A 23,836-nucleotide genomic window follows, 5' to 3' on the forward strand; every position below is an offset into this window, starting at 1 on the left:
AACGTTTTAGCTAGTCATTTTTATTAGGGACTGCGCTCAGAGATAGCAGAAAGTAGGTTTTTGGTGTTTGAATATTGTTAATCTCAATTAATTATAACCATTTAATAATAAAGATGGAAAAATGTAGTAAGAAGAGCAAGCAATTGTGTTTAAGCTTGTTCAAACCAAGTGTTATGATGCTTACCACGGGATTCCTATGTATGGCCTCCTTTCAAGGATTGGCGGCTGTGGAACCCTCGCACAACTACGGACCGAATGTTGAATCGGTCATGCAAAATGGTAAGACTATTACGGTTAAGGTTTCAGATTCAATGGGTGAGTTGATCGGCGCGAACGTGTTGGTCAAGGGAACTACTATCGGTAACGTAACCGACATGAACGGCTCGGTTACGTTGCAAGATGTGCCCGCAAACGCTGTTTTGGAAATCTCTTATATCGGTTACACGACCAAGGAAGTCCCGGTTGGCAGTCAAAGTGTTATAAATGTTACGTTGTCGGAAGATTCCCAGGCTCTTGAAGAGGTCGTGGTCGTAGGTTACGGTACGATGGAGAAGAAGCAAGTGACCAGCTCCGTTACCTCATTGTCTGCCGGCGATATGATGAAAGGTGTGGGTGGTGCCGATATCACCAGCTCTTTGCAAGGTAAGATCAGCGGTTTGATCTTGCAAAATAATGGTAGTGCCAATGGTACGACCACGATCCAGTTGCGTGGTTTGACCTCTATCAACTCTGGTAAGGCTCCATTGATCGTTGTCGATGGTTTCCCGGGAGGTGATATTCGTGCCTTGAACCAAGACGATATCAAATCTATCGATGTGCTGAAAGATGCTTCCGCTGGTGCGATCTATGGTACACGTGCTGCTTCGGGTGTGATCTTGATCACAACGAAGAGTGGTTCTAACACGAATGGTAAAGTAAAATTGAATTATAGTACTGAGCTTTCGAAGAAACAAAACTATGGCCGTCCGGATATGATGACCGCCGATGAATATCGCAATCGTACGGACGTGAATATCACTGATTACGGGCAGAACGCTGATTGGTGGGACGCTCTTTTGCAGAAGGATAACTTCTCGCAAAAACATCACCTCTCTTTGGAGCTAGGTACCGAGAACGCACAAGTGTACACCTCTTTCTTCTATGAGACCAACGAAGGCATCACGATTAAGGATAACCGTAAGGACTATAGTGGACGCTTGAATGCAAACTTTAAGCTGTTCGATGGTTGGTTAGAGATCCGTCCGATCGTGGATTATCGTCAGACTGCTCGTACTTCCGATGGATCGGATGAGGATAAGAAGGCAAACTTCAAGCAGGCGTTGTATAATAACCCGACTCGTTCGCCATTTGACCCGGAAAGCCCGACAGGCTATAATGTGTGGACTGGCGAGACATTGGACTATAATATCGTAGCCGACCGTATGTTGACCGACTATGAGGGATTGGACAAGTGGTTCAAGCCTGAGGTTACAATGAAGTTGAACATCAAGCCCATTGAGGGATTGAGCTATTCTCAGACATTGGGTTACGAGAACCGTCAGTGGGAGCTCCACCAGTTCCGCTCTCGTTACCACCGCGATGAGGTGACAAACAACCGTGGCGGTTGGGCTAAACTTGAGTTCTCAAAGACTGAGCACCTTACATCTGAGGGTTACTTCACATATCTGAAGGAGTTCAAGGGTGGCCATAGCTTGAATGCCGTTGCTGGTTACTCTTATTTCGAGAAGAATGGAGAGAATTTCAATGCTGAGAACTATGACTTCGGTGTTGAGGGACTGAAATATTGGGACTTAGGTGCGGGTTCATATCTGACAGATGGTAAGGCTGCCATGGGATCAGGTAAGAATATCACAGAGCGCCTGTTTGCATTGTATGCTCGTGCCAACTACTCTTACAATGACAAATATATGGTTTCTGCCACAATCCGTCATGAGGGATCATCAAAGTTTGCCGCCGAGAACCGTTGGGGTAACTTCTGGGCGTTGTCCGGAGGTTGGCGTGTATCTGCCGAGGAGTTCATGAAGGAGTTTGACTGGGTGAGCGACTTGAAGGTTCGTTTTGGTTATGGTGTTACAGGTAATAACGACTTCGATGCTTCCTATATGGCTAATACGTTGAGCCGCGACCAATACTGGATGCTTCCTAGCGGAAGCTGGGCTTATGTCTATGGTCCGAGCTCTAACGTGAATCCTTATTTGGGATGGGAGGAGAAGAAGGAGTGGAATATCGGTGTGGACTACTCATTCTTTGGCAACCGTATGTATGGTAAGTTCGATTACTATCGTCGTAAGATCGATGGTATGATCTACGAGGTGAATGTTCCACAGCCACCGTATCCAAATGGCAAGCAATGGCAGAATATTGGCGAGATGGAGAGTAAAGGATGGGAGTTCGAGGTTGGTGGTGACATCATCCAGAATAAGGACTTCACTTGGACTTCCAGCTTGAATATGAGCCATAACTCGGGTAAGATCCTTACGATGTATGGCAACAATTCACGTATGGATGGTAACGCTATGGATGAACCGGGATGGCCGGGCGATGCCGCTCGTATTGAAGAGGGGGCAGAGATCGGTGCGTTCCATATGTGGAAATTCGCTGGATTCGACGATAAAGGAGACTTCCTTTTGTACAATAAGGATGGTGAGGTTATACCTGCTTCCCAGAAGAGTGTAGACGACAAACAATATATCGGTAATTATCTGCCCAAGGTGATGATGGGATGGAACAATACCTTTACTTATAAGAATTTTGACTTGGGTATTAATATGCGTAGTTGGATAGGTTTCGATGTCTTGAATACTTATCCGATGTACTTGGGTATCCAGGGACAGAGTGGTGCCGGCCAGTGGAATCTTTGGAAACCGGCGCTTGACGATCCGAAGTTTAAGGACATTCGCGGCGTGAAGCAGCTTTGCGATTACTTCTTGGAGGATGGCTCGTTCTTGAAGATAGATGCGATTACGTTAGGTTATACATTGGCGTTGAATAAGTATACAAAATGGGCAGAGCGTCTGCGCGTATATGGAACTGTCGGCAATGTAGCGACTATTACAGGATATAGCGGACATAATCCAGAGGTAGATATCACAGGCTGGACAGGTGGTACCGATAAGGTTTGGAACTGTGACCCGATTGTCCGCACATACACTTTAGGTATTCAAGTAACATTCTAAAAAAGGTAAGAAGAAAATGAAAATTAGCAAGATAACAAATTGGATGGTAGCCGGGGCTGCTTGCTTGCTGCTGGGTACCTCATGTGATGTGGATCCTACCTTCTATTCGCAGGTTGTTCCCGACACGTATTATACGAATGCAGACGCGATTTGGTCGCGTTTTAATCGTCCTTTTACGCATTGGCGTTGGTGGGTAGCTCATAACGACGCTCGTGTGCGCTTGATGGAAGTGGGAACTGATGCTATGTGTGTGCCTACTCGTGGTAATGACTGGTTTGATGGCGCCGTTTATCAGAACATGCATCATCATCATTTTATGGATGATATGAGCCCGATGAAGGATGGATGGGACTTGACGACGATGGGTGTGGCTCAGTCGTGGAGTGCCTTGGAGGATTTGGAGAATATCGATTTCGTATCGGTGGGCTTGACTGAGGAGGATCGTGTATCAATGATTAATCAGTTGAACGTATTGGCTGCCTCTTTTTATTTGGATGGTTTGGACATGTTTGGTGGTATGCCTCTTTACACATCTACGAAGGAGGATGTGAAGGCTCGTGCTACAGATGTGGAGACTTTCCATTTTATCGACTCCTTGTTGGATGTATCTATGCCGAATCTTCCGTTGAAGGAGACCTTGGGAGCACCCGAGACGAACGTTATCCATCGTGCTGTGGCTGCGGCTTTGAAGGTTCGTTTGTATTTCAACGCTGAATCGTATATCAATAAACCGATGTATGAGGAGGCCGCTAAGATTTGTCAGGATATTATCGATGGAAAGTATGGTCAGTATAAATTGGCCAACCATTTCACCGAGATCTTTGGTTGGGGTAATGAGACTTGCCCGGAGATTATCTGGACAGTACCTTCCGAGAATGCCAAAGGTGAGACGGATGGTGGTTTGACTGCCTTCACTCTTCCCTATAATTTCAAGGATTTCTTAGGGGGCTTGCAGGATGCTAGTGGTAATAATGGGCTTTGCCTATGCCCTAGTCGCGATCCGGAGGGTAACTTGTATAAGTTTAACGTAGGTAATCCATACGAGACATTCAACGACAAGGATATCCGTAAGCAGCAGTATGTATATGAGGGTGGTCGCAAATACCGTGGTATGTTTATCGTTGGTGAGTTGCAAAACCCGGATTTCCCCGAGTACAAATGCTTGGGTGCCCGCGAGTATGCCGGCAAGGTCTTGAATGTCGTAGACCAGATCGCTCATATCAGCCAGGTGGGCAATACGGTAGCCAGTCTTAAGGATCTGACTTCTACGATTGCCGATGCAGAGGAGAACTCAGGCGTGCGTGTTCTTAAATTTAGTCCTCTGCCTAATCAAGATGAGTTCAAGGAACGTTTCAACCCAGATTGTCCTGTAATTCGTCTGACAGAGATCTATTATACTTTGGCGGAATGTAAGATGCGTTTGGGCGATAAGAATGGTGCGGCCGATATCATCAACTCCATCCGTAAGCGTAACTTCGAGGGTGGAAACGACCCGGATCCTGTTACCGCTGCCAATTTGGATAAATACCGTATGCTGAAGGAATGGATGCAAGAGTTCTTGCGCGAGGCCCGTCGTCGCACGGACTTAATCCGTTGGGACGCATATGTGACAGAGGATTGGTGGGATCATAAGGCTACGAACGATGAGAAATACAATCGTTATCCATTGCATCAATTGTCATTGGGTGCGAACCCGTTGTTGGAACAGAACCCGGGATATTAATAAGTTAAACTTAATATAAAAAAGGAGGTATGTCAGTTGGGCATACCTCCTTTTTTTGATATGGTGTGGAAAACGCAGTAGTACTTACTTAACCGGAGAATATATACTTCATCGGGCAAGTAAGTATATATTTGTAGACGAAGTAAGTACTACTGCGTTTTCTGGCATATAATTTTGATCTGCTATTAGTTCTTATTCAAAATGGGAGGAATTGCGTTTGATCGAGCGTTTTTTCCTGCCAGTCAAGCGTATTGTCAAGGAAAGTTTTTGAGATCATATGTTCTTATCTTGTTCTGATAAAAAGGAATGTCTATCTTTGTTCATGGTAAGTATATCTAAACGATCATCGCTATGAACCAGACAATTTATCCTATCGGCATACAGAACTTTGAGAAGATCCGTAAAGACGGTTATCTCTATATTGATAAGACAGCTTTGATTTATCAGTTGGCTAAGACCGGAAGTTACTATTTCTTGAGTCGTCCGCGGCGTTTCGGCAAGAGTCTCTTGCTATCTACGTTGGAGGCCTATTTCCAAGGGAAGAGGGAGCTGTTCGAGGGGTTGGCGATGGAACGGTTGGAGAAAGACTGGGAGGTATATCCGATCTTGCATTTGGACTTGAATGCTCGTCATTATAAAGATACTGCCGCTCTGACTAGTATCTTGAATGAGTTCTTGGAGAAATGGGAGGCTTTATATGGAACGGAGAAACAGGATCGTGCCTTGGAGGAACGTTTCAGTTATGTGATAGAACAGGCTTACCGCCAGACCGGGCATCGCGTGGTGATATTGATTGACGAGTACGACAAGCCTTTGCTGCAAAACCTGCACGATGAAAAGACGCAAACGCAATTGCGGAATATGTTGAAGCCTTTCTACGGCGTGTTAAAGACGATGGATAGAGCCATTCGTTTCGCTTTGTTGACAGGGGTGACGAAGTTTGGTAAGGTAAGCGTGTTCAGCGATTTGAATAACCTTATGGATATCTCGATGGACAATCGCTACGTCGAGATATGTGGCATCACGGAGAAAGAGATACATGCCTACCTAGAAGAGGAGTTGAAGGAGCTGGCTGAGACACAGGAACTGGATTATGAGGAAACCAGCCAGAAACTCAAGGAGCGCTATGACGGATACCATTTTACCGCCAAGTCTGCGGGAATATACAATCCCTTTAGCCTATTGAATACCTTCGCCAAGATGGAGTTCGGAGATTATTGGTTCGAGACCGGTACGCCCTCTTACCTCGTTGAATTACTCAAGCATACCCATTACGACCTTTACGAGATGGCGAACACGGAGACTGATGCGGATGTGTTGAACAGTATCGATGCTGCCTCGAAAAATCCCGTTCCCGTAATCTACCAGAGTGGTTACTTGACGATCAAGGATTACGATCCTGAATTTGGTATCTACCGGCTAGGTTTCCCGAACCGGGAAGTGGAAGAAGGTTTCGTGAAATATCTCCTTCCATTTTACACGAGTGTTAGTGCGCCCAAGACCCCTTTCGAGATCGGGCAATTCGTACGAGAGATACGCTCCGGTGATTACGATGCGTTCTTCCGCCGTTTACAAAGCTTCTTCGCTGATACACCCTATGAGGTGATCGCCGGCCAGAAGCCGGAGCGTGATACGGAGTTGCATTACCGGAACGTGCTTTTTATCGTATTTAAGTTGGTTGGACTTTATACGCAGGTGGAATATCATACCTCACAAGGGCGTATTGATCTCGTTCTGAAGACCGATCGCTATATCTACGTGATGGAATTCAAGCTGAACGGCACCGCCGAGGAGGCGTTGCGCCAGATAGAGGAGAGACAGTATGCGCTTCCCTTTGCGAGTGATCCACGGCAAGTTTTTAAGATCGGCGTGAACTTCTCCTCTGTGACCCGTAACATCGAGCGATGGTTGGTGGAATAATAATCTATTAAGTATATGAACTGGAAACAAACGCTTTTCTGGTCTTTTTCGACAGCTGCTATTTTTTATTATTTCCTGCTTTTTGGCGTGTTTGTGTTTGTCGGTCAGGAGGAGATGCAATTGTTTATACCTGAGTGGTGGTATATCCGGGAGTTCCTTTTTCAGCCGGGAGGATTTTGCGCTGTCGCCGGGCAATGGATCATTCAATACTACCGGCAGCCTATGTCGGCGGTGGTTCTCCATACGGTTTTACTCGTTGGTTGCGGGTTTATGGTCTATAGGATCTTGCGTTGTTTTTCTGACAAGACCTACCTGCTGTTCCTTTCTTTATTGCCGGTCCTGTATCTGGTTAAGATGAGTATTCATGGGGAGTATTTGGTGGACGGGACGGTTGGCGTGGTTTTGATGCTTTTAGCTTTGTCGGTCTCGCTAAAGGTGCGGAGGGCGGGTTCTATTGCCGGATACGGAATTGCCTCTACACTTTTTTTATGTGGGCTGACCGGGCTTCTATCTGTCTGTTACGCTTTCTTATATACGCTGTTAGCCTTACTCCGCTACAAAACGTCGCGGCAAAGATTGGCCGCCGCTGCCTGCTTGATCCCAGCGCTTTTTATCTATTTGTTTAGCGGATGGTTAGGGATTCCTGTACCTTTGTCTGATGGATGGATGCCGGAAGCCTATCTGGAGATACAGCGATTACCTCATTATTATATGTATCGTGTATGGACTTTCTTTACCCTTTCGATTGTCGGTGTTGCTTTATTCGCTCGCTTTGTTCCGGTGATTGGCGAGAAGAGTAAATGGATGGATCGGGTAGCCCTTGTTGTTTGTCTGATCACGGCGCTGGTATCCATACGGTTTTGCCTGCCGGAACCTTGGCATGCGCAACGCATGATGCTTGACGAGCTCTCTTTCTTAGCCCGGGAGAGGCAATGGGACGCCATTATTGATAAGTACCGGGGAAAGCAGATCTATAATTATGTTAGCTTAAACTATTTGAATATGTCGTTGGCCCATAAGGGAGAATTGGCCGACCGGATGTTTACTTTCGATCAGAAAGGAACGAAAAGCTTATGTGCCGATTGGAATCAGACCTTTTACATGGATCGTTTATTGAGCGATGTTCATTTTCTTGTTGGCGATGTCTCTTTGTCTGAAAGCTTTGCGATGGACGGATTTACGCAAGCCAAACGTAAAGGGAGTGCCCGCATGATGCAACGTTTCGTGCAAGTTTGTCTGATTAGGGGTGAGGTGGCGCTGGCCAAGAAATATTTGGACTTGCTTGCCGCTATGCCATTCTATAAAGATTGGGCTTGCCGTTATGCTACCTATCTGGTACATCCGGAATTAAAGGATAAAGATCCGGAGTTGAGTGACAAATATATGCCTGTTGAGAAAAGAGATCGACTGAGTTTGTCCGTACCTGTCGATTCCTTATGGAGTGGATACAATCTTCCGGATCATCGGATCGGTTGGGAATACCGGGGATGTTATTATTTGTTGGGTAAGAAGCTGGATGCATTTGGCCGGTTCTTGGAAGAGACACCTTTCATGAAGGGGGAACCGATACCCCGGCATTTCCAAGAAGCCGGATTGTTGTTGGCGGACAAAGACAGTATATCGCTTTCCTCCTATTCCATACAGCCGGAGATCGTAGATCGATACCGGGAATTCAAGCAGGTTTTGGGACGATCTGCCAACCAAGTGGATGTGTCCTCGATGTATCGACAATTTGGAGATACCTATTGGTATTATTACTATTTCAAGATCTTTAAAGGAGAAGAACAATGAAGCGATTATCTATCTGTTGGATTATAGGTTGTCTTTTGGGACTTGTGGCTTGTAGACCGGAAGTTCCTGCGCAAGCGGAACAAGGAGAAACTGACGTGTTTCCGGATTACAGGGAAGTTACTGTACCGGTCAATATGGCCCCTCCCAATTTCAAGTTGGTTGATCAACAGCTACAGGGGATAACTCGGTTGAAAACTATGAATAGGGAGTTGATAATCGCAGCCGATCATGGTGTTTTCAACCTGCCGGAAACGGATTGGAAGGTCTTATCGCAGGACGCACAAGGAAAACAAATAGATGTGACGGTTTATTTTCGAGAACCTCAAAGTGATTGGAAACAAATGAGTTTCCCTATCTATGTGTCAAGAGATTCCGTTGACGCTTATTTGGTGTATCGCCGTATTTTTCCCGGATATCGGATGTGGAACGAGATGGGGATTTATCAACGATGTGTTGAAAACTATGTTGAAAAGTCTATTCTTGATAACCAATCGACAAATAATAGTTGTATGAACTGCCATGCCTTTTGTGAGCGACAAGGGGAACAAATGCTTTTTCATCAGCGGGGTTCTCATAATGGGACTTACTTGATTGATCATCGGCAGGTAAAGACGATTGCGTTGGAACGGGACGGTAAGCCGGCTTCGTTCGTTTATCCGTATTGGCATCCATCCGGCCGGTATGTCGCTTTTTCTACCAATGAGACCCACCAAGACTTCCATCTTTCCGATGAGAATCGGATTGAGGTATATGACGTGGAATCGGACGTGCTGATCTATGACACGGAGAAGGAGAGGGTATTCAGTTCGCCATTATTGGCTTCCATGGCGTGTTATGAGACTTTTCCCACTTTTACTCCGGATGGTAACTATCTGCTGTTCTGTTCGGCGGATTCTGTCTGTATGCCGGAAAATTATCGGGATGTCCGGTATAACCTGCTACGAGTCGCTTTTGATCCGGAAGACGGTTCGATTGGAACCCAAGTGGATACCTTATATAATGCGAGGGAAGCGGGCCGGAGTGTTAAGTTCCCGAGAGTCTCCCCGGATGGGAAGCGGCTACTTTATACGGTGTCCGATTATGGCAATTTCTCTATTTGGCATAAGGATGCGGATTTGTATATGCTGGATCTGTCTACCGGGGCAATCGATTCTTTGCCGGAAGTGAATAGCCCGGATGTAGAGAGCTATCATTCTTGGAGCGGCAATAGTCGTTGGTTTGTCTTTTCCAGCCGCCGGGACGATGGGCTTTTCACACGCCCGTATTTGGTACATGTGAATGAGCGGGGGCAGTGCGGTAAACCTTTCTTGTTACCGCAAGCATCTCCGGATTATTATGAATGCTCCCTGTTCTCGTTTAATGTTCCGGAATTTATACATACTCCGGTTATAATCTCGAAGGAAAGGTTGGTCGAGGCTTCACGAAAAGAAGACACTACGACCATTAAACATATCGAGGGCATCTAATTTTTCACTTCTTTGTGCCGAAGGTATTTATAAAAGTCGTACTTTTGCGCTAAAATCAAAACGATGCGAAAAGTTCATTTGATCTCCGTAACCGAACCTTTGGTTTTAGATCTAGCCCTAGCACTTCGAGAAAAAGGATATGAGGTAAGCGCTTCCGGTTGTGGTCTGACTGAAGAGATGATAGGAAGACTTCATAACGCGGGCTGTACCTGTTATGGAGATGGGTGGTTTCCGGAGAAATTAATAAAAGATATTCACTCGGTGGTTTTGGGTGCTAAAGTAAAGCAAGATAACCCGGAATTATTGCGTGCGAAGGAATTGGGGATGTTAATCCAATCCATTCCGGAATTTATATTTCAACGGACTCGGTCGAAAACTCGGGTTGTTGTGGCGGGTAGTCGTGGAAAGAAGACAATTATTTCCATGATGGTCTGTGCGTTGCGTCGGCAAAAGTTGGCGTTCGACTATGCGTTGACTAGCAAGGTGGACTCGCTTCCGAATCGGGTACATTTGAGTTATGAGGCACGTATCGCTTTGATCGAAGGAGATGAGCATATCACCTCTGCCTTGGACAAGCGTTTCCAATTGGAATTCTATCGTCCGCATATCGCCATCCTGACGAATTTATCTTGGTCTACCGAGACGGATCATGCGACTCCGGAGGCCTATTTATCCACTTATCAATCTTTCTCCGTTTCTATTGAGCGGGAAGGGAAATTGATTTATTTTGGAGGTGATGATACTGTCAGTCAGTTGGCAGGGGACGTCCGGAGCGATATCACCGCTATCCCTTTTGAGGAACATCCGGTCGTGGAGAAAGACGGGCAGACTTTTCTGCATACTCGCTACGGAGACTATCCGGTACGGATTCCCAATCGCTATTTCTTGATCAATCTGAATGCGGCACGTTTGGCTTGCCGGCAGTTAGGCGTTAAAGACGCGGATTTTTATCAAGCGTTATCGGAATATAGTTTATCTTTGCCGATATGATAATAGCTAGACAAAAAAGAAAAGAGAATATCGCTGAATATCTGCTTTATATGTGGCAGGTTGAGGACTTGATCCGGGCGAATAAGTTCGATATGGATTCGATCAACCGCACGGTGATCGCCCATTACGACCAGCCCGAGGAGGTGAAGAAGGAGATCGCTCAATGGTACGAGGAATTGATCGAGATGATGCGTAGCGAAGGGGTGATGGAGAAAGGTCATATCCAATTGAACAAGAATGTGATTATTACTTTGACCGATTTGCATCTCCGTCTTTTGAAATCTCCGAAAGAGATGGTTTATAGCGCGGCTTATTATAAGACGCTTCCTTATATCGTACAGCTCCGGGCTAAATCGGGTGGAGAGGATCTGCCGGAGTTGGAAACTTGTTTCGCCGCCGTATATGGCTATCTGCTTTTGCGTATGCAAGGGAAAGAGGTGAGTGCGGAGACGTTAGAGGGTATTAAACAAATCAGTTCCTTCTTGGCGTTGCTCGCCGAGAAATATCGGGAAGATATGAAAGGGGAACTTAAACTAGAGGATTAATAATAGATATAGACATGAAGACAGTTTTGGTAACCGGAGCGAACGGTCAATTGGGAAGTTCTATCCACGCTCGTATCAGCCAGTATCCCGGCTATAATTTTCTTTTTACGGATATAGATACGTTGGATATTTGCGACAAGGAGGCCGTCCGGAAATATGTCTTGGAAAATGATGTTCAATATGTCATGAATTGCGCCGCTTATACGGCGGTGGATAAAGCGGAGGAGCATGAGGATCTGTGTATGCGCATCAACCGGGATGCGGTACGGAACTTAGGTGAGGCCGCTCATGCCGTAGGTGCGAAGGTGATTCATGTATCTACCGATTATGTGTTCGATGGAACGAGTTGCCGTCCTTATCTGGAAAGCGATGCGACTTGTCCTGTTTCCGTATATGGACGTACGAAACTGGCGGGAGAGCGGGCCTTGATGGAGGTGTGTCCGGATTCCGTGATTATCCGTACGGCTTGGTTGTATTCTGAGTATGGAAACAATTTTATGAAGACGGTATTGCGTTTGGGAAAGGAGCGGGATGAGTTGCGTTTCATATTCGACCAAGTGGGTACGCCTACTTATGCCGGAGATTTAGCGGTCGCTATGCTTACCGTGCTGGAACGTGCCGAGGCGGGTAAATTTATACCGGGTATCTATCATTTCTCGGACGAGGGGGTGTGTAGCTGGTATGATTTTACGGTAAAGATCTTGCAAATAGCAGGTATGAATAACCGGGTGATACCCATAGAGACCAAGGATTATCCGACACCGGCCAGCCGCCCGCATTATAGCGTATTGAATAAAGGTAAGATAAAAAGCTCGTACGGACTGACGATTCCCCATTGGGAGACTAGCTTGGCCTACTGCATGAATAACAAAGTGTAACTGATAACAATATATACATATAAAATAGAATGAGCCAGTATTCAGAAGAGATTGAAAGAAGAAGAACGTTTGCCATAATCAGCCACCCGGATGCCGGTAAGACTACGCTTACCGAGAAATTATTGTTATTTGGTGGCGCTATCCATGTAGCGGGAGCGGTGAAGTCTAATAAAATCAAGAAGACTGCCACGTCCGACTGGATGGAGATTGAGAAGCAACGCGGTATCTCCGTAGCTACCTCCGTAATGGCTTTTGATTATTCCGATCATAAGATTAATATCTTGGATACACCGGGCCACCAAGATTTCGCCGAGGATACGTTCCGTACCTTGACGGCGGTGGATAGCGTTATTATCGTAATCGATATCGCCAAGGGAGTAGAGGCGCAGACTCGTAAGTTGATGGAGGTTTGCCGTATGCGTAAGACTCCGGTGATCGTTTTTGTCAACAAGATGGACCGTGATGGTAAAGATCCTTTTGATTTGCTGGATGAGATAGAAGAAGAATTACAGATAAAGGTACGCCCATTGAGCTGGCCGATCGATATGGGACAACGTTTCCGGGGCGTATACAATATTTTTGAGCAGAAACTGAACCTATATACCCCGAGTAAGCAATATGTGACGGAGAATGTGGAATTCAAGGATATCACTAGTCCGGATCTCGAGACTTATATTGATCCTACGCAAGCTGCGAAGCTTCGTGAGGATATAGAGTTGATAGAGGGGGTTTATCCCGAATTTGATGTGAATACGTATTTGGATGGGGATATCGCTCCGGTATTCTTTGGCTCCGCTCTGAATAACTTCGGTGTGAAAGAGCTATTGGATTGCTTTATTCGTATCGCTCCCTCGCCACGTCCGATCCATGCGGTAGAGCGTGTGGTAGACCCGAATGAGGATAATTTCACCGGCTTCATTTTCAAGATCCATGCGAATATGGACCCGAACCATCGCAGTTGTATCGCTTTTGTGAAGATTTGTTCCGGTCGTTTTGAGCGTAACGCGAACTATAAGCATGTACGCTTCGGTAAGATGATGCGTTTCAGTAGTCCGACGGCTTTCATGGCTCAGAAGAAAGAAGTGGTGGATGAGGCGTTTGCGGGTGATATTATCGGTTTGCCGGATACCGGGAACTTTAAGATAGGGGATACGTTGACTTCCGGAGAGGAATTGCATTTCAAGGGATTGCCAAGCTTCTCTCCCGAGATGTTCAAATATATAGAGAACGCCGATCCGATGAAGGCAAAGCAATTGAACAAAGGTATCGAGCAATTGATGGACGAGGGTGTAGCCCAGTTGTTTACCAATCAATTCAATGGCCGGAAGATTATCGGTACCGTGGGACAATTGCAGTTTGAGGTTATTCAATACCGCTTGTTGCATGAGTATGCCGCTCAATGTAAATGGGAGCCGATCAGCCTATATAAGGCTTGCTGGATCGAGAGTGATAACCAACAGGCATTGGAGAATTTCAAGAAACGTAAGGCGCAATATATGGCGTTGGATAAGGAAGGCCGTGATGTTTATTTAGCGGATTCCAGCTATGTATTGATGATGGCCCAACAGGATTTTCCGGATATTAAGTTCCATTTTACATCAGAGTTCTAATATGAAAAGTCAATTCTCCATTCTTTGTTTACTTGTTAATATCTTGTTGATAAGTTGTGAACAGGCTCCCCAATACTATGAGGTATCCGGAAGGCTTCATACACCTTATCATATTAAGTTTGAGCATACTAAACCATTGGATAAGGAGATTGACGAGCAGTTGAAATATTTCTACCACCTGTTTAATGCTTTTGATTCTACTTCGGTAATCAGTCAGGTAAACCAGAACCGTGACATACGGGTAGATACGCTCTTCCAAAAAGTCTTTAAGAAGGCGCTTGAAGTGTCTACTGAGACAAATGGGGCCTACGACGTGACTTGCGCCCCGTTGATCAACCTTTGGGGGTTTGGCTTCAGCCGGAAGGATAGCGTAACCCCTGCTCATATCGACAGTGTCCGTCAGTTTATCGGTTTTCAGAAAGTTCGTTTAGAAGGGGATCGCATCGTGAAGGACGATCCTCGCTTGATGATGAACTTTTCTTCTTTGGCGGATGGAACGGTTTGCGATATGATAGCCCAAATGCTGGAGAAGAAAGGGGTCCGTAATTATTTGGTGGAGTTTGGTGGCGAGATGCGTGTGAAAGGTGTGAATCCCTCGGGCATGGATTGGCGCTTAGGGATCACGAAGCCTACGGATGACGCTGCCGGCATGAATCAAGAACTCGAGCAGATCGTTAGCTTCCCTAAACCGTTAGGAATGGCTACATCAGGTAATTACCGTAATTTTTATATAAAGGATGGACGTAAATACGCCCATACGATCGACCCTCGTGAAGGTTGCCCTGTACAGCGGGATATCCTTAGCGCTACGATCGTCGCTCCGGATGCCATGACCGCTGATGCGTATGCTACCGCATTTATGGTCTTAGGCTCGGAGGAGGCTAAATCCTTATGCGCTAAAGTGCCCGGCCTTGACTATTTTATTATTTGTTCCGATTCGATAGGAGACGGGTATCATCCGGAATACTCTGAGGGCTTTCGCCGATATCTGGTGACTGCCGATAAGTAATTGATTTATTTATAAGCTGTTAAGATGTTGTTCTTAGAATAGGCATTGTAAGATCTTTATGATGCCCATTCTAAGGAGCTTATAATGCCCATCGTAAGCATGCTATAATGGGCATTGTAAGAAAGGTCTGTTTATAGGATGGATTTGATCTCTTCCAGAGAGCGGACTGTATGGGTCGGGGTGAATCCATCGGCAGGTAATCCTTCCGGATTCAACCATATCTGGTCGATCTTGGATTGGTAAGCCCCAATGATATCAGCTTCCCAGCTATCCCCGATCATTAAGCTCTCGGATCGGCGTGAGTTCGTGTTCTTTAAGGCGAAGTCGAAAATACCTTTATGGGGTTTTTGTATATTAGCGTCCTCGGACAGGATCATCCGTTCGAAATAAGGAGCCAAGCCAGCGTTGCTAAGTTTCTTGAATTGTACCTCACGGAATCCATTTGATAAAATAAATAACCGATAGGAAGGGCGGAGATATTCCAGTAATTCAATGGCTCCGGGCACTAATCGGGTTTTGGTGGTCGTGCGTTGCAAGAAATCATTATTTACCGATAAGACGGTTTTCTTATCTTCTATTCCTAACGGACGAAGTACGTAGAGAAATCGATCCAAGATTAAGGTTTGCCGGTCTATTTCCCCCGAACGGTACTTGGCCCATAAGTCTAGATTATGAGGCATATAAATATCGAAGAAAGCCTCGAAGGAGGCATAATACCGATTAAAGTGGTAATCGGTATATAGCTCTTCAAGGCATTCTTTATTGTTATGGTACGTATCCCAAAGGGTATCGTCCAAATCGATAAATATACTTTTATAAATCATTATCCAACTTCGATCACTAAATACTTGCCTAGGCTCCAGAAAGCCTTCTCGTCATTTATTTTCAAGGTCAAGTTTCCGTCTTCATCCTCTACGAACTCATAAGATCCTTCCGGATGATTGGATTTTAGTTTAGCCTTGCTTGCGAACAAAGGAATTTCTTTTACCTCACGGATATCGATAGAGATGAAATAATCCTTGTTGAAACCACTCTGCAATACTTTAGATTTAGAGAACAGGCCACCACCGGATAAGATCTTCTGTTCCTTCAATTCCTTGGAAGTACCGAAACAGTAGTAAGCCGTGTGAAGGGCTTTATCTTGAGCGTTCAATTTCTCGGATTGAGCGGCTGCGGTAGTAGCCAGACTTTCCACATCCTCATTCAAGGAACTTACCATCTCGTCCAATTCTTGGATACGCACGTTCTTCTTTGCCAAATCCTCTTGCAAAGCGACAATCATCGTTGCCTTTTGATCCAGCTCGGAGGAAAGACGATCGATCGTCTTACGTAATGCGGCGGATTGTATACCGCTTTTCTTCAATTTCTCCTCCAACTGGCTGATTTGCTCCTTGTTCTTCTTCAAGGTCTCGCTGATCAATTGCATGTTCTGCTTGATTTGATCTCTGCGTGACTGATTTAGCTCACCGCCGGTTTGTTGTTGGATTGTCAAATAATTCTCGGCATCACGTATAGATTGAAAATCAGATTCAATATCATTTAGGGTGGAGAGCATATCATTAAGCTCATCCGTGTTCTTCGTATTCTCGATACGTAGAGAATCGTTCTCAGCCTTTAGTTTCTTGTAATCCGCTGAATTTTGGCCACAAGAGGCCAGCATGGCTGTGCAGACACATACTAATAATACTTTCTTCATGTTCTTTTTGCTTGTTAAGTTAAACATCTTTTTCTGTCTCTTTGTCCTTTTTATCTTTTAAGCCTGCTAATACAATAACAATCTCACCCCTTGGTTCGTTCACGGTAAAATGCTGAATTACTTCTTCTAAGGAGCCTCGTACGGTTTCCTCGTGTAATTTGGAGATTTCCCGGGATACTGATACTTGGCGGTCCGTACCGAAAAACTCGGCGAATTGCGTCAAGGTCTTGAGCAGACGGAAAGGTGATTCATAAAAAATAATAGTCCGGTATTCCAAAGCCAATTCTTTTAGCCGGGTTTGCCTTCCTTTCTTTTGAGGGAGAAACCCCTCGAAACAGAACTTCTCATTGGGTAATCCGGATGCTACCAAGGCGGGCACGAAAGCCGTAGCTCCGGGCAGGCACTCTACGTTTACCCCTTGGCGAACACATTCCCTCACCAACATGAATCCCGGATCGGAGATGGCCGGCGTACCGGCATCGGAAACAAGGGCGATATTTTCGCCTCCCTTGATACGGGCCGCGATTTGCTCCACCGTCTTATGTTCATTGAACTTGTGGTGGGACTGCATCTTGTTCTGTATCTCGAAATGTTTCAGCAAGATGCCGGTCGTACGGGTATCCTCCGCTAAAATAAGATCTGCTTCTTTTAGCACACGGATCGCCCGGAATGTCATATCTTCCAAGTTACCAACAGGGGTTGGGACTACAGTCAATTTTGCCATATCGTATATTTATGAGAAGCGTTTTTCCAATAGCTTGATGAAATCGGCTACGGAAGCGTCTTCTATATTCCAGTTCAACACCTTGTTCAGATAAGTGACCGATTCCTCGTACGAGCTAAGATCGTTCAGGTCTGAGATCGCCTTATTCATTTTCTCCTCATTTCCTCCGAATAATTCCCTTCTGAAGCGGAAACGATCATTTAAACTGAATGCCTTACGGAAATCAGAAAGATTCTTTTTCTCCAATATATCATTCAGTGAAATACTGGATTTATCCGCTAATATAGTTTTATGTGGAATCTCTATCTCTTTCAAGGGGATTGTCTCTTGTACGATCTTTTCTTCTGGGATCACTTTTTCGACAATTGGTTCTATTACGATAGGTTCCTCAACGACCGGTTCTTGTACCTGTACGACCTCGATCGTAGGGGATACTTCCGGAGCCGGTTGCACCTCCGGCATCTGTAAAGGTTTACTTACGGGAATAGAATCGATAAGTCGTTGGTGTTCCTCCATTTGTTTACGCAAAGCCTCTAACTGAAACTCCTCCAGCGTATGAAGCTCCTTCAATACCTTGTGGGTCAACTGGAAGGTCTGGTTGAAGAAAGAGGCGGGATAGATTTCCGCGTCCCTCATTCCGGCTACCAACTTCTCCAGCTCCCTGATATCGATCAATAGATAATCTATTTTTTCCTTGTTTGCCATTTCTATATGTTTTTCAGATGCTATAAATCATCCGGACATACGTATGTTTTGCAACAAAAATAAGTATTTCTTGTCAATGTTGCCAGTTTCGATCTTAAAATATTGTAAATCATTCGACGAACTCGTCCGGTAAATTCACCAGATATAGGTGATGGGTCGCCCGGGTAAAAGCCGTGTAGAGCCACCGATAGAAATCCTCACCAAGCATTTCCTCCGTGATGTAACCGATATCGAGAAAGACGTTCATCCATTGGCCGCCTTGGGCTTTATGGCAGGTTACCGCATAAGCGTATTTTACTTGGACGACGTTGTAATGAGGATCTACCTTCATCTTTTTCATTTTTCCCGCCTTGGTAGGAATGTCCTCGTAATCTTCCAATATGGTGTAAAAGAGCTTGTCGTTTAGCTCCTTAGGGAGGGCGGGGGAGTCGGTCTGTAAAGTATCCAATAGGATTTTCAAATCGATTTCCAGATCATAATCTTGAAAACGAGCCGTGATGTCGGCAAAGCGGAAGCCATACATCTCCGTGACACGGCGTACCCGCATGACTTGAATGATCTCTCCGTTCGCTATAAAGTCCATCTCCTTGCAATTCGCTGTCCAATAATAATTGTTCTTCGCTACCATTAAACGATCGCCGGACGATAGCTCTTCTTCCCTGTATAGGATACGGTTACGTATGCCGTTATTATAAATCGTGGCTCGTTTATTCGAGCGGGAGATAATCATTGTCTCTTCCATACCGTCGCGGCTATAGGCGGAAGATATTTCCTCAATTAGCTCATCTCCATTGACTTTCGTGAAATCGGAGAAGCCTTTTAATTGTAATTTCGGAAAGATCTCGACCGTGTGGTTTCGTAGTGCGTCTCGTAGCCGGGTAGCGTTGAACAGGATTCCCGAGTCCTCGCTTTGGCGTACGACTTGAGTTAACGCTATCTCCCAAACCTGTAGGTTGTAACCCCGTAATATCTCAGGATTCAAGGCGGGACTCTCCGTTTGCATTACTGGAGGAAGCTGTGCGACATCTCCCATTAGGATAAGACGGCAGTTTTCCCCGGAATAGACATACTGGATTAAATCGTCCAACAGGCGTCCGGAACCAAAAACAAATGAATCCAACCCCTCGTTGGCGATCATAGAAGCCTCGTCGACGATAAAAAGTGTATCTTTATGTAAATTATCTGCCGGCATGAAGCCCGTCGGCTCATTGGAAAACGCCCGTTGACGATATATTTTTTTATGAATTGTATACGCTTTTTGGCCAGCGTAGCCCGAGAAAACTTTGGCTGCTCGTCCGGTTGGAGCCAACAAAAACGTTTTTTGCTTTAGTTCGTTAAGCGTTTTCACCAAAGCCCCGACCAGAGAGGTTTTTCCGGTTCCTGCGTAGCCTTTCATCAGAAGAAGGCTGTCCGGTTCCTCAGACAAGAGAAATTCGGTAAGCGTATGAAGCGCTAAAAACTGATCATCCGTCGGTTTATAGGGGAAATTTCGTTCGATTTGCTGGCTTATGTAACTATTTATCATTTTGATCGCAATAATTTTCGCGATAAAGGTAGTGTATTAAATATTCTTTTTTAAATTTGCCGAACGAAATAAATTCAAAAAACAATACAAACCATGAAAGTTACATTAAAGATTTTATTAGCTGCCGCAGTTGTACTGCTAGTTTACATGTGCTACAAGAGCGTCACTGGTCCGATTGAGTATGATGATCAGAAGACTATTCGTGACAATGCGATCATCGCCCGTTTGATTGAAATCCGTAAGGCTCAGATCGAATACAAGAACATGTATAAGACTCATGCCGGAAGTTTCGACGATTTGGAGAAATTCTTGAATACGGATAAGTTGCCGTTCTTGATCAAGGAAGGTGTATTGACGGATGAGCAGTTGGAGAAAGGTATGACAGAAGCAGAGGCTGTTAAGAAAGGTTTAATCAGACGTGATACCATGTGGGTATTGGCGAAAGATACTTTGCTGGGTAAGAACTATGATGTAGCGGCTATGCGTTATGTTCCGGCCGTTCCGGGTGAAAAGATTACTTTCAAGATGGATACGGCTACGTTGAAATCTGGTTCGGGTTATGAGATCAAAGTATTCGCTTGTGAGGTTCCTTACAAAGAATATTTGCGTGACATGGATGCTCAGTTGACTTATAACTTGATCGACAAGGCAGAGAAACAAGGTAAGTTCCCGGGATTGCGTGTAGGTTCTTTGGAAGAAATTAATAACAACGCAGGTAACTGGGAATAATCAGCGGCTCATATGACTATCAGCATTCCTGATACGTTAACTACTGATAATTCGGAAAAGTATATAGTGTCCATCCGGCTTCGGTCGGGTGGACTTTCTTTTTCCGGGTATGATCCCTCGGCTGGAGGAAGTTTCTTTTATCGGGAAACGGAATTCGATCGGGCGGTCTCTTTCATTTCTTCCCTTAAGGAGTTTTTCTTCGCTCATGAGTTTCTTACGTGGACTTATAAACGGATTAACGTGATCTGTGTATCTCCGGAATATAGCTTGGTCCCTGATAATTATTGGGGGGACGGTAAGGAAGGGCGTTTATTGGATTTCAGCTTTTCTACACTGGAATTGCATTGCTTAACCGATACTTTAAAGGAACAACAGGCTAAGTTGGTGTTTGGTGTAGACGAGGAGGTTTACGAATTTTGCTCCCGTTCTCTTTTGCATCCTTTTTTCTCCCACTACATGACTTCTCCGCTAACGCTATGGACAAAAGAAAGTAGTGCTAGCTTACCCCGGCAAATGTATGTCGTGATAGAACGAAAGCGGATGGATGTGGCCTGCTATGCTCAAGGGAAACTCTTATTTGTGAACTCTTACCCGATCGACCAATCGGACGATATAGTATACTATATATTATATGTATGGAAACAGGCGGGATTGAACCAAGAAAAGGACCAGTTGCTTTTAGCGGGGGAATCTTCCTCGCGAATGCGGGTTCTGGAGCGATTGCGAGCCTATTTACGCCATGTTAAGCCGGTGGAGATCCCTTCGGAAGCCTATTTGTTGGGAACGGATGTAACGAAAGCCCCTATGGATTTAATATCTTTATTAATATGCGAATAATAAGCGGTATATACGGTCGTCGGCGTTTTGACGTGCCCTCTTCGTTTAGCGCACGTCCTACGACGGATTTTGCGAAAGAGAATATTTTTAACGTAGTAAATAATTTGGTGGATCTGGAAGGCATGGATGCGTTGGATCTTTTTGCCGGAACCGGAAGTATCTCTTTTGAGTTGATCTCACGAGGATGCCGGAATGTAACCGCCATAGAGAAAAATAACGCTCATGCCTCTTTTATAGCCAAGGTAGCGAAAGAGCTGAAGACGGATGCATTGGCTCTGATTCGTGGGGATGTTTTCCGTTATTTGAATTCAGCCCCTAAGCAAAGTTTCGATTTCATCTTTGCCGATCCCCCGTATGCCTTGCCGGAGTTGCCGGAAATACCCGCCTTGGTTTTCGAGCGTGATTTACTAAGGGATGGAGGGATATTCATCATGGAACATCCTAAGACCAATGACTTCTCATCTTTGCCTTATTTTTATCAGCACCGGGTGTATGGCTCCGTGAACTTTAGCATCTTCCTTAAAGAAGGGGAGAAAACAGACGCATAAATGATTCCGCCATGCGTTGCTTGAGGGGGCGCTTTAACCAGCGGGAAGGGATCAAGCGCTCACAGTGATGCATGTCGTGTGTAAAGATCCGTTTCATTTGCAGGGCGAATTCCTTTTGATATACGAAAGCGTTAATCTCGAAGTTATGCTCAAAGCTACGGAAGTCCATATTGGCGGACCCGATGCTTGTCAATGCGTCGTCGGACACGACTAGCTTGGAATGCAAGAAGCCCGGTTTGTAGAGGTATACTTTTACGCCGGCCTTTACCATCTCGTCGATAAAGGAATGACTGGCCATATTCGCTGAACGTGTATCGGAACGCTTAGGCAGCATCAAACGAACATCCACTCCCCCTAAGGCGGCGGTTTGCAACGCTTGGTTCAATCCTTCGGTAGGCAGGAAATAAGGGGTTTGTATAAAGATATACTTCTTGGCGTTGGCGATCATGAAAATGGTCGCTTGCAACAAAGTTCTCCATTGACCTACCGGACCGCTAGTGGCGATTTGCATAATATTATCGCTATAGATTTGGGCGGCCGGATAGTAAATCCGATCGTTCAAGAGTTTTTTACTAACCACGTACCAATCGATGAGGAATACGGATTGAAGCCCGTGCACTCCTTTCCCTACGAATTTGAAATGCGTATCCCTCCATGTGCCCCAAGAGGTTCCCTTATCGTATCGGTCGGCTATATTCATGCCTCCCATAAACCCGACTTTACCGTCTATCACGATACTCTTGCGGTGGTTCCGGTAATTCACCTTACTGGTGAAAACGGGGAACGCTACCCTCAAGAACGCATATACCTCGATACCCGCTTCCTTCATTTCCTTAAAGAAGCCGTCTTTTACATTCCAGCAACCCACATCATCATAAAGTACACGTACCTTCACACCTTCTTTTACTTTCTTGATAAGGAGTTGTTGCACCTGTTTTCCTATCTCGTCATCACAGAATATATAATATTGTATATGGATATGGTGGGTCGCTTTCTGGATCTCTTCCAGCAAGTCTTTGAACTTATCGGTACCATTCGTATAAATCGTGATTTGTGTTCCGTATAGGAGGGAGGATTGGTTGGTGTTAGTCAACAAGGTCGATAAAGGTTTATAGGGGTCCGGAACTACGCAGGCGTCTTGAGGTAATTTACCCTCTTGCGGCCTTTTCATGATGCGTTTATAGGTACGCCTCGATATGATCCGTTGTTTCCGGTTATCTTGTCCAAAGAAGAAATAGAAAAGCAGTCCGATACCGGGTGCTAATAATAAGACGATTACCCAAGGAATTGTCTTTAACGGATTCCTATTCTCTGTAATGATAACTAATACCAGTCCTAATATAGTGACGCTATACAATATGATAAATATCGTACCAACGATTAACTGTATATGAATGGCTGCTAACATGAAACTCTCTCTTTGCTATAATCTGCTATAATTTGCTAAGATAAGAATGCTTTCCGAGAATAGCAAATTTCCGTATTCTTTTTGGGCTGTATAGAAGGACCAAAAAGTAAGTTAACTTAAATGGCAAAGTAAGCTAACTTAAATGCCCGAGTAAGTTAACTTACTTTGCCAGCGAAGCTAGCTGACTTTGGAAGCGGGGTTATGTACATTTTAAAATAATGAGGTCGTTTTCTAAATATGAAGTGTCATTTGTTGATTTTGGCGCAGGCTATTATGAGAAGTATCTATGATAACAATAAAAATATTTAGATTGAAAACGACTGTAAAAAACGATCGTTTCAATTAGTCGTTTGCAAAGGTAGGCATTTCTCCGAGACCGGCAACCTTTTCCGATTAAATTTTATCCTGCTATATATCTTCTTCTCAACAGGATAGATTAATCAAAGTGTCACGAATATGACAAAAGAGCATCATCTTTTTGCTTTCTAAAAAAATGCAAGATCTAAACGATCGTTTTCACTAGTCGTTTTTTATGTGGAAGGGTAAGAATAAGAAA

The 23,836-nt window shown here is 44.9% G+C and carries 19 protein-coding genes; 13 read left to right on the forward strand and 6 right to left on the reverse strand.

The window, feature by feature from the left end; genetic code table 11:
- Positions 1 to 113 precede the first annotated feature (113 nt).
- The 10 genes from D7V92_RS18230 to D7V92_RS18275 all read left to right on the forward strand — a co-directional run bounded on the left by D7V92_RS18230 (position 114) and on the right by D7V92_RS18275 (position 15,108).
- Positions 114 to 3,176, forward strand: a complete 3,063-nt coding sequence (locus D7V92_RS18230; RefSeq protein WP_121773456.1) for a SusC/RagA family TonB-linked outer membrane protein — start codon at positions 114 to 116, stop codon at positions 3,174 to 3,176.
- Between the two features lie 16 nt (positions 3,177 to 3,192).
- A complete protein-coding gene (locus D7V92_RS18235; RefSeq protein ID WP_005866928.1) occupies positions 3,193 to 4,899 on the forward strand; it encodes a RagB/SusD family nutrient uptake outer membrane protein in 1,707 nt (568 codons plus the stop codon).
- A gap of 351 nt (positions 4,900 to 5,250) precedes the next feature.
- Positions 5,251 to 6,819, forward strand: a complete 1,569-nt coding sequence (locus tag D7V92_RS18240; protein ID WP_008780705.1) for an ATP-binding protein — start codon at positions 5,251 to 5,253, stop codon at positions 6,817 to 6,819.
- A gap of 15 nt (positions 6,820 to 6,834) precedes the next feature.
- Positions 6,835 to 8,610: a DUF6057 family protein gene (locus tag D7V92_RS18245; RefSeq protein ID WP_121773457.1), complete on the forward strand. Its 1,776-nt coding sequence runs from the start codon at positions 6,835 to 6,837 to the stop codon at positions 8,608 to 8,610.
- A complete protein-coding gene (locus D7V92_RS18250; protein WP_121773458.1) occupies positions 8,607 to 10,076 on the forward strand; it encodes a PD40 domain-containing protein in 1,470 nt (489 codons plus the stop codon). Before D7V92_RS18245 ends, D7V92_RS18250 begins: the two co-directional genes overlap by 4 nt.
- 63 nt (positions 10,077 to 10,139) lie before the next feature.
- A complete protein-coding gene (locus tag D7V92_RS18255; RefSeq protein ID WP_005861318.1) occupies positions 10,140 to 11,066 on the forward strand; it encodes a Mur ligase family protein in 927 nt (308 codons plus the stop codon).
- Positions 11,063 to 11,611, forward strand: coding sequence for a DUF4924 family protein (locus D7V92_RS18260; protein ID WP_005861320.1), 549 nt, complete (start codon positions 11,063 to 11,065; stop codon positions 11,609 to 11,611). Before D7V92_RS18255 ends, D7V92_RS18260 begins: the two co-directional genes overlap by 4 nt.
- A gap of 14 nt (positions 11,612 to 11,625) precedes the next feature.
- On the forward strand, positions 11,626 to 12,489 hold the full coding sequence (gene rfbD, locus D7V92_RS18265; RefSeq protein WP_121773459.1) for a dTDP-4-dehydrorhamnose reductase: 864 nt from the start codon (positions 11,626 to 11,628) through the stop codon (positions 12,487 to 12,489).
- A 29-nt stretch (positions 12,490 to 12,518) separates the two neighbouring features.
- On the forward strand, positions 12,519 to 14,099 hold the full coding sequence (locus D7V92_RS18270) for a peptide chain release factor 3 (RefSeq protein ID WP_121773460.1): 1,581 nt from the start codon (positions 12,519 to 12,521) through the stop codon (positions 14,097 to 14,099).
- Between the two features lies 1 nt (position 14,100).
- Entirely contained in the window at positions 14,101 to 15,108 is a 1,008-nt protein-coding gene (locus D7V92_RS18275) for an FAD:protein FMN transferase (RefSeq protein WP_121773461.1), read from the forward strand.
- 131 nt (positions 15,109 to 15,239) lie between these two features.
- On the opposite strand, the gene D7V92_RS18280 is transcribed toward D7V92_RS18275, so the two are convergent.
- The 5 genes from D7V92_RS18280 to D7V92_RS18300 form a co-directional block, all read right to left on the reverse strand.
- Positions 15,240 to 15,932, reverse strand: coding sequence for a YjjG family noncanonical pyrimidine nucleotidase (locus tag D7V92_RS18280; RefSeq protein ID WP_005866942.1), 693 nt, complete (start codon positions 15,930 to 15,932; stop codon positions 15,240 to 15,242).
- Positions 15,932 to 16,804, reverse strand: coding sequence for a hypothetical protein (locus D7V92_RS18285; protein ID WP_057328114.1), 873 nt, complete (start codon positions 16,802 to 16,804; stop codon positions 15,932 to 15,934). Before D7V92_RS18285 ends, D7V92_RS18280 begins: the two co-directional genes overlap by 1 nt.
- A gap of 19 nt (positions 16,805 to 16,823) precedes the next feature.
- A complete protein-coding gene (gene rsmI, locus D7V92_RS18290) occupies positions 16,824 to 17,528 on the reverse strand; it encodes a 16S rRNA (cytidine(1402)-2'-O)-methyltransferase (RefSeq protein ID WP_121773462.1) in 705 nt (234 codons plus the stop codon).
- Between the two features lie 9 nt (positions 17,529 to 17,537).
- Positions 17,538 to 18,233, reverse strand: coding sequence for a hypothetical protein (locus D7V92_RS18295; RefSeq protein ID WP_121773463.1), 696 nt, complete (start codon positions 18,231 to 18,233; stop codon positions 17,538 to 17,540).
- 109 nt (positions 18,234 to 18,342) lie between these two features.
- On the reverse strand, positions 18,343 to 19,758 hold the full coding sequence (locus D7V92_RS18300) for an ATP-dependent RecD-like DNA helicase (protein ID WP_005861336.1): 1,416 nt from the start codon (positions 19,756 to 19,758) through the stop codon (positions 18,343 to 18,345).
- 93 nt (positions 19,759 to 19,851) lie between these two features.
- Here D7V92_RS18300 and D7V92_RS18305 point away from each other — a divergent pair, with 93 nt between their 5' ends.
- From D7V92_RS18305 to D7V92_RS18315, 3 genes are read left to right on the forward strand one after another with little or no spacing between them, the layout of a single operon-like run.
- On the forward strand, positions 19,852 to 20,487 hold the full coding sequence (locus D7V92_RS18305) for a hypothetical protein (protein ID WP_005861338.1): 636 nt from the start codon (positions 19,852 to 19,854) through the stop codon (positions 20,485 to 20,487).
- A 12-nt stretch (positions 20,488 to 20,499) separates the two neighbouring features.
- Positions 20,500 to 21,324, forward strand: a complete 825-nt coding sequence (locus D7V92_RS18310) for a DUF3822 family protein (RefSeq protein WP_009018318.1) — start codon at positions 20,500 to 20,502, stop codon at positions 21,322 to 21,324.
- Positions 21,315 to 21,872 (forward strand): RsmD family RNA methyltransferase, encoded by a 558-nt coding sequence (locus tag D7V92_RS18315; RefSeq protein ID WP_005861342.1) that lies wholly within the window; start codon positions 21,315 to 21,317, stop codon positions 21,870 to 21,872. Before D7V92_RS18310 ends, D7V92_RS18315 begins: the two co-directional genes overlap by 10 nt.
- Here D7V92_RS18315 and cls read toward each other — a convergent pair.
- Complete coding sequence (gene cls, locus D7V92_RS18320) at positions 21,844 to 23,280, reverse strand: cardiolipin synthase (RefSeq protein WP_121773464.1); 1,437 nt, start codon at positions 23,278 to 23,280, stop codon at positions 21,844 to 21,846. The genes D7V92_RS18315 and cls overlap by 29 nt on opposite strands.
- Positions 23,281 to 23,836: the final 556 nt, after the last annotated feature.

Origin of the sequence: Parabacteroides sp. CH2-D42-20, assembly GCF_003670185.1 — a bacterium.
Lineage (GTDB): Bacteria > Bacteroidota > Bacteroidia > Bacteroidales > Tannerellaceae > Parabacteroides > Parabacteroides distasonis.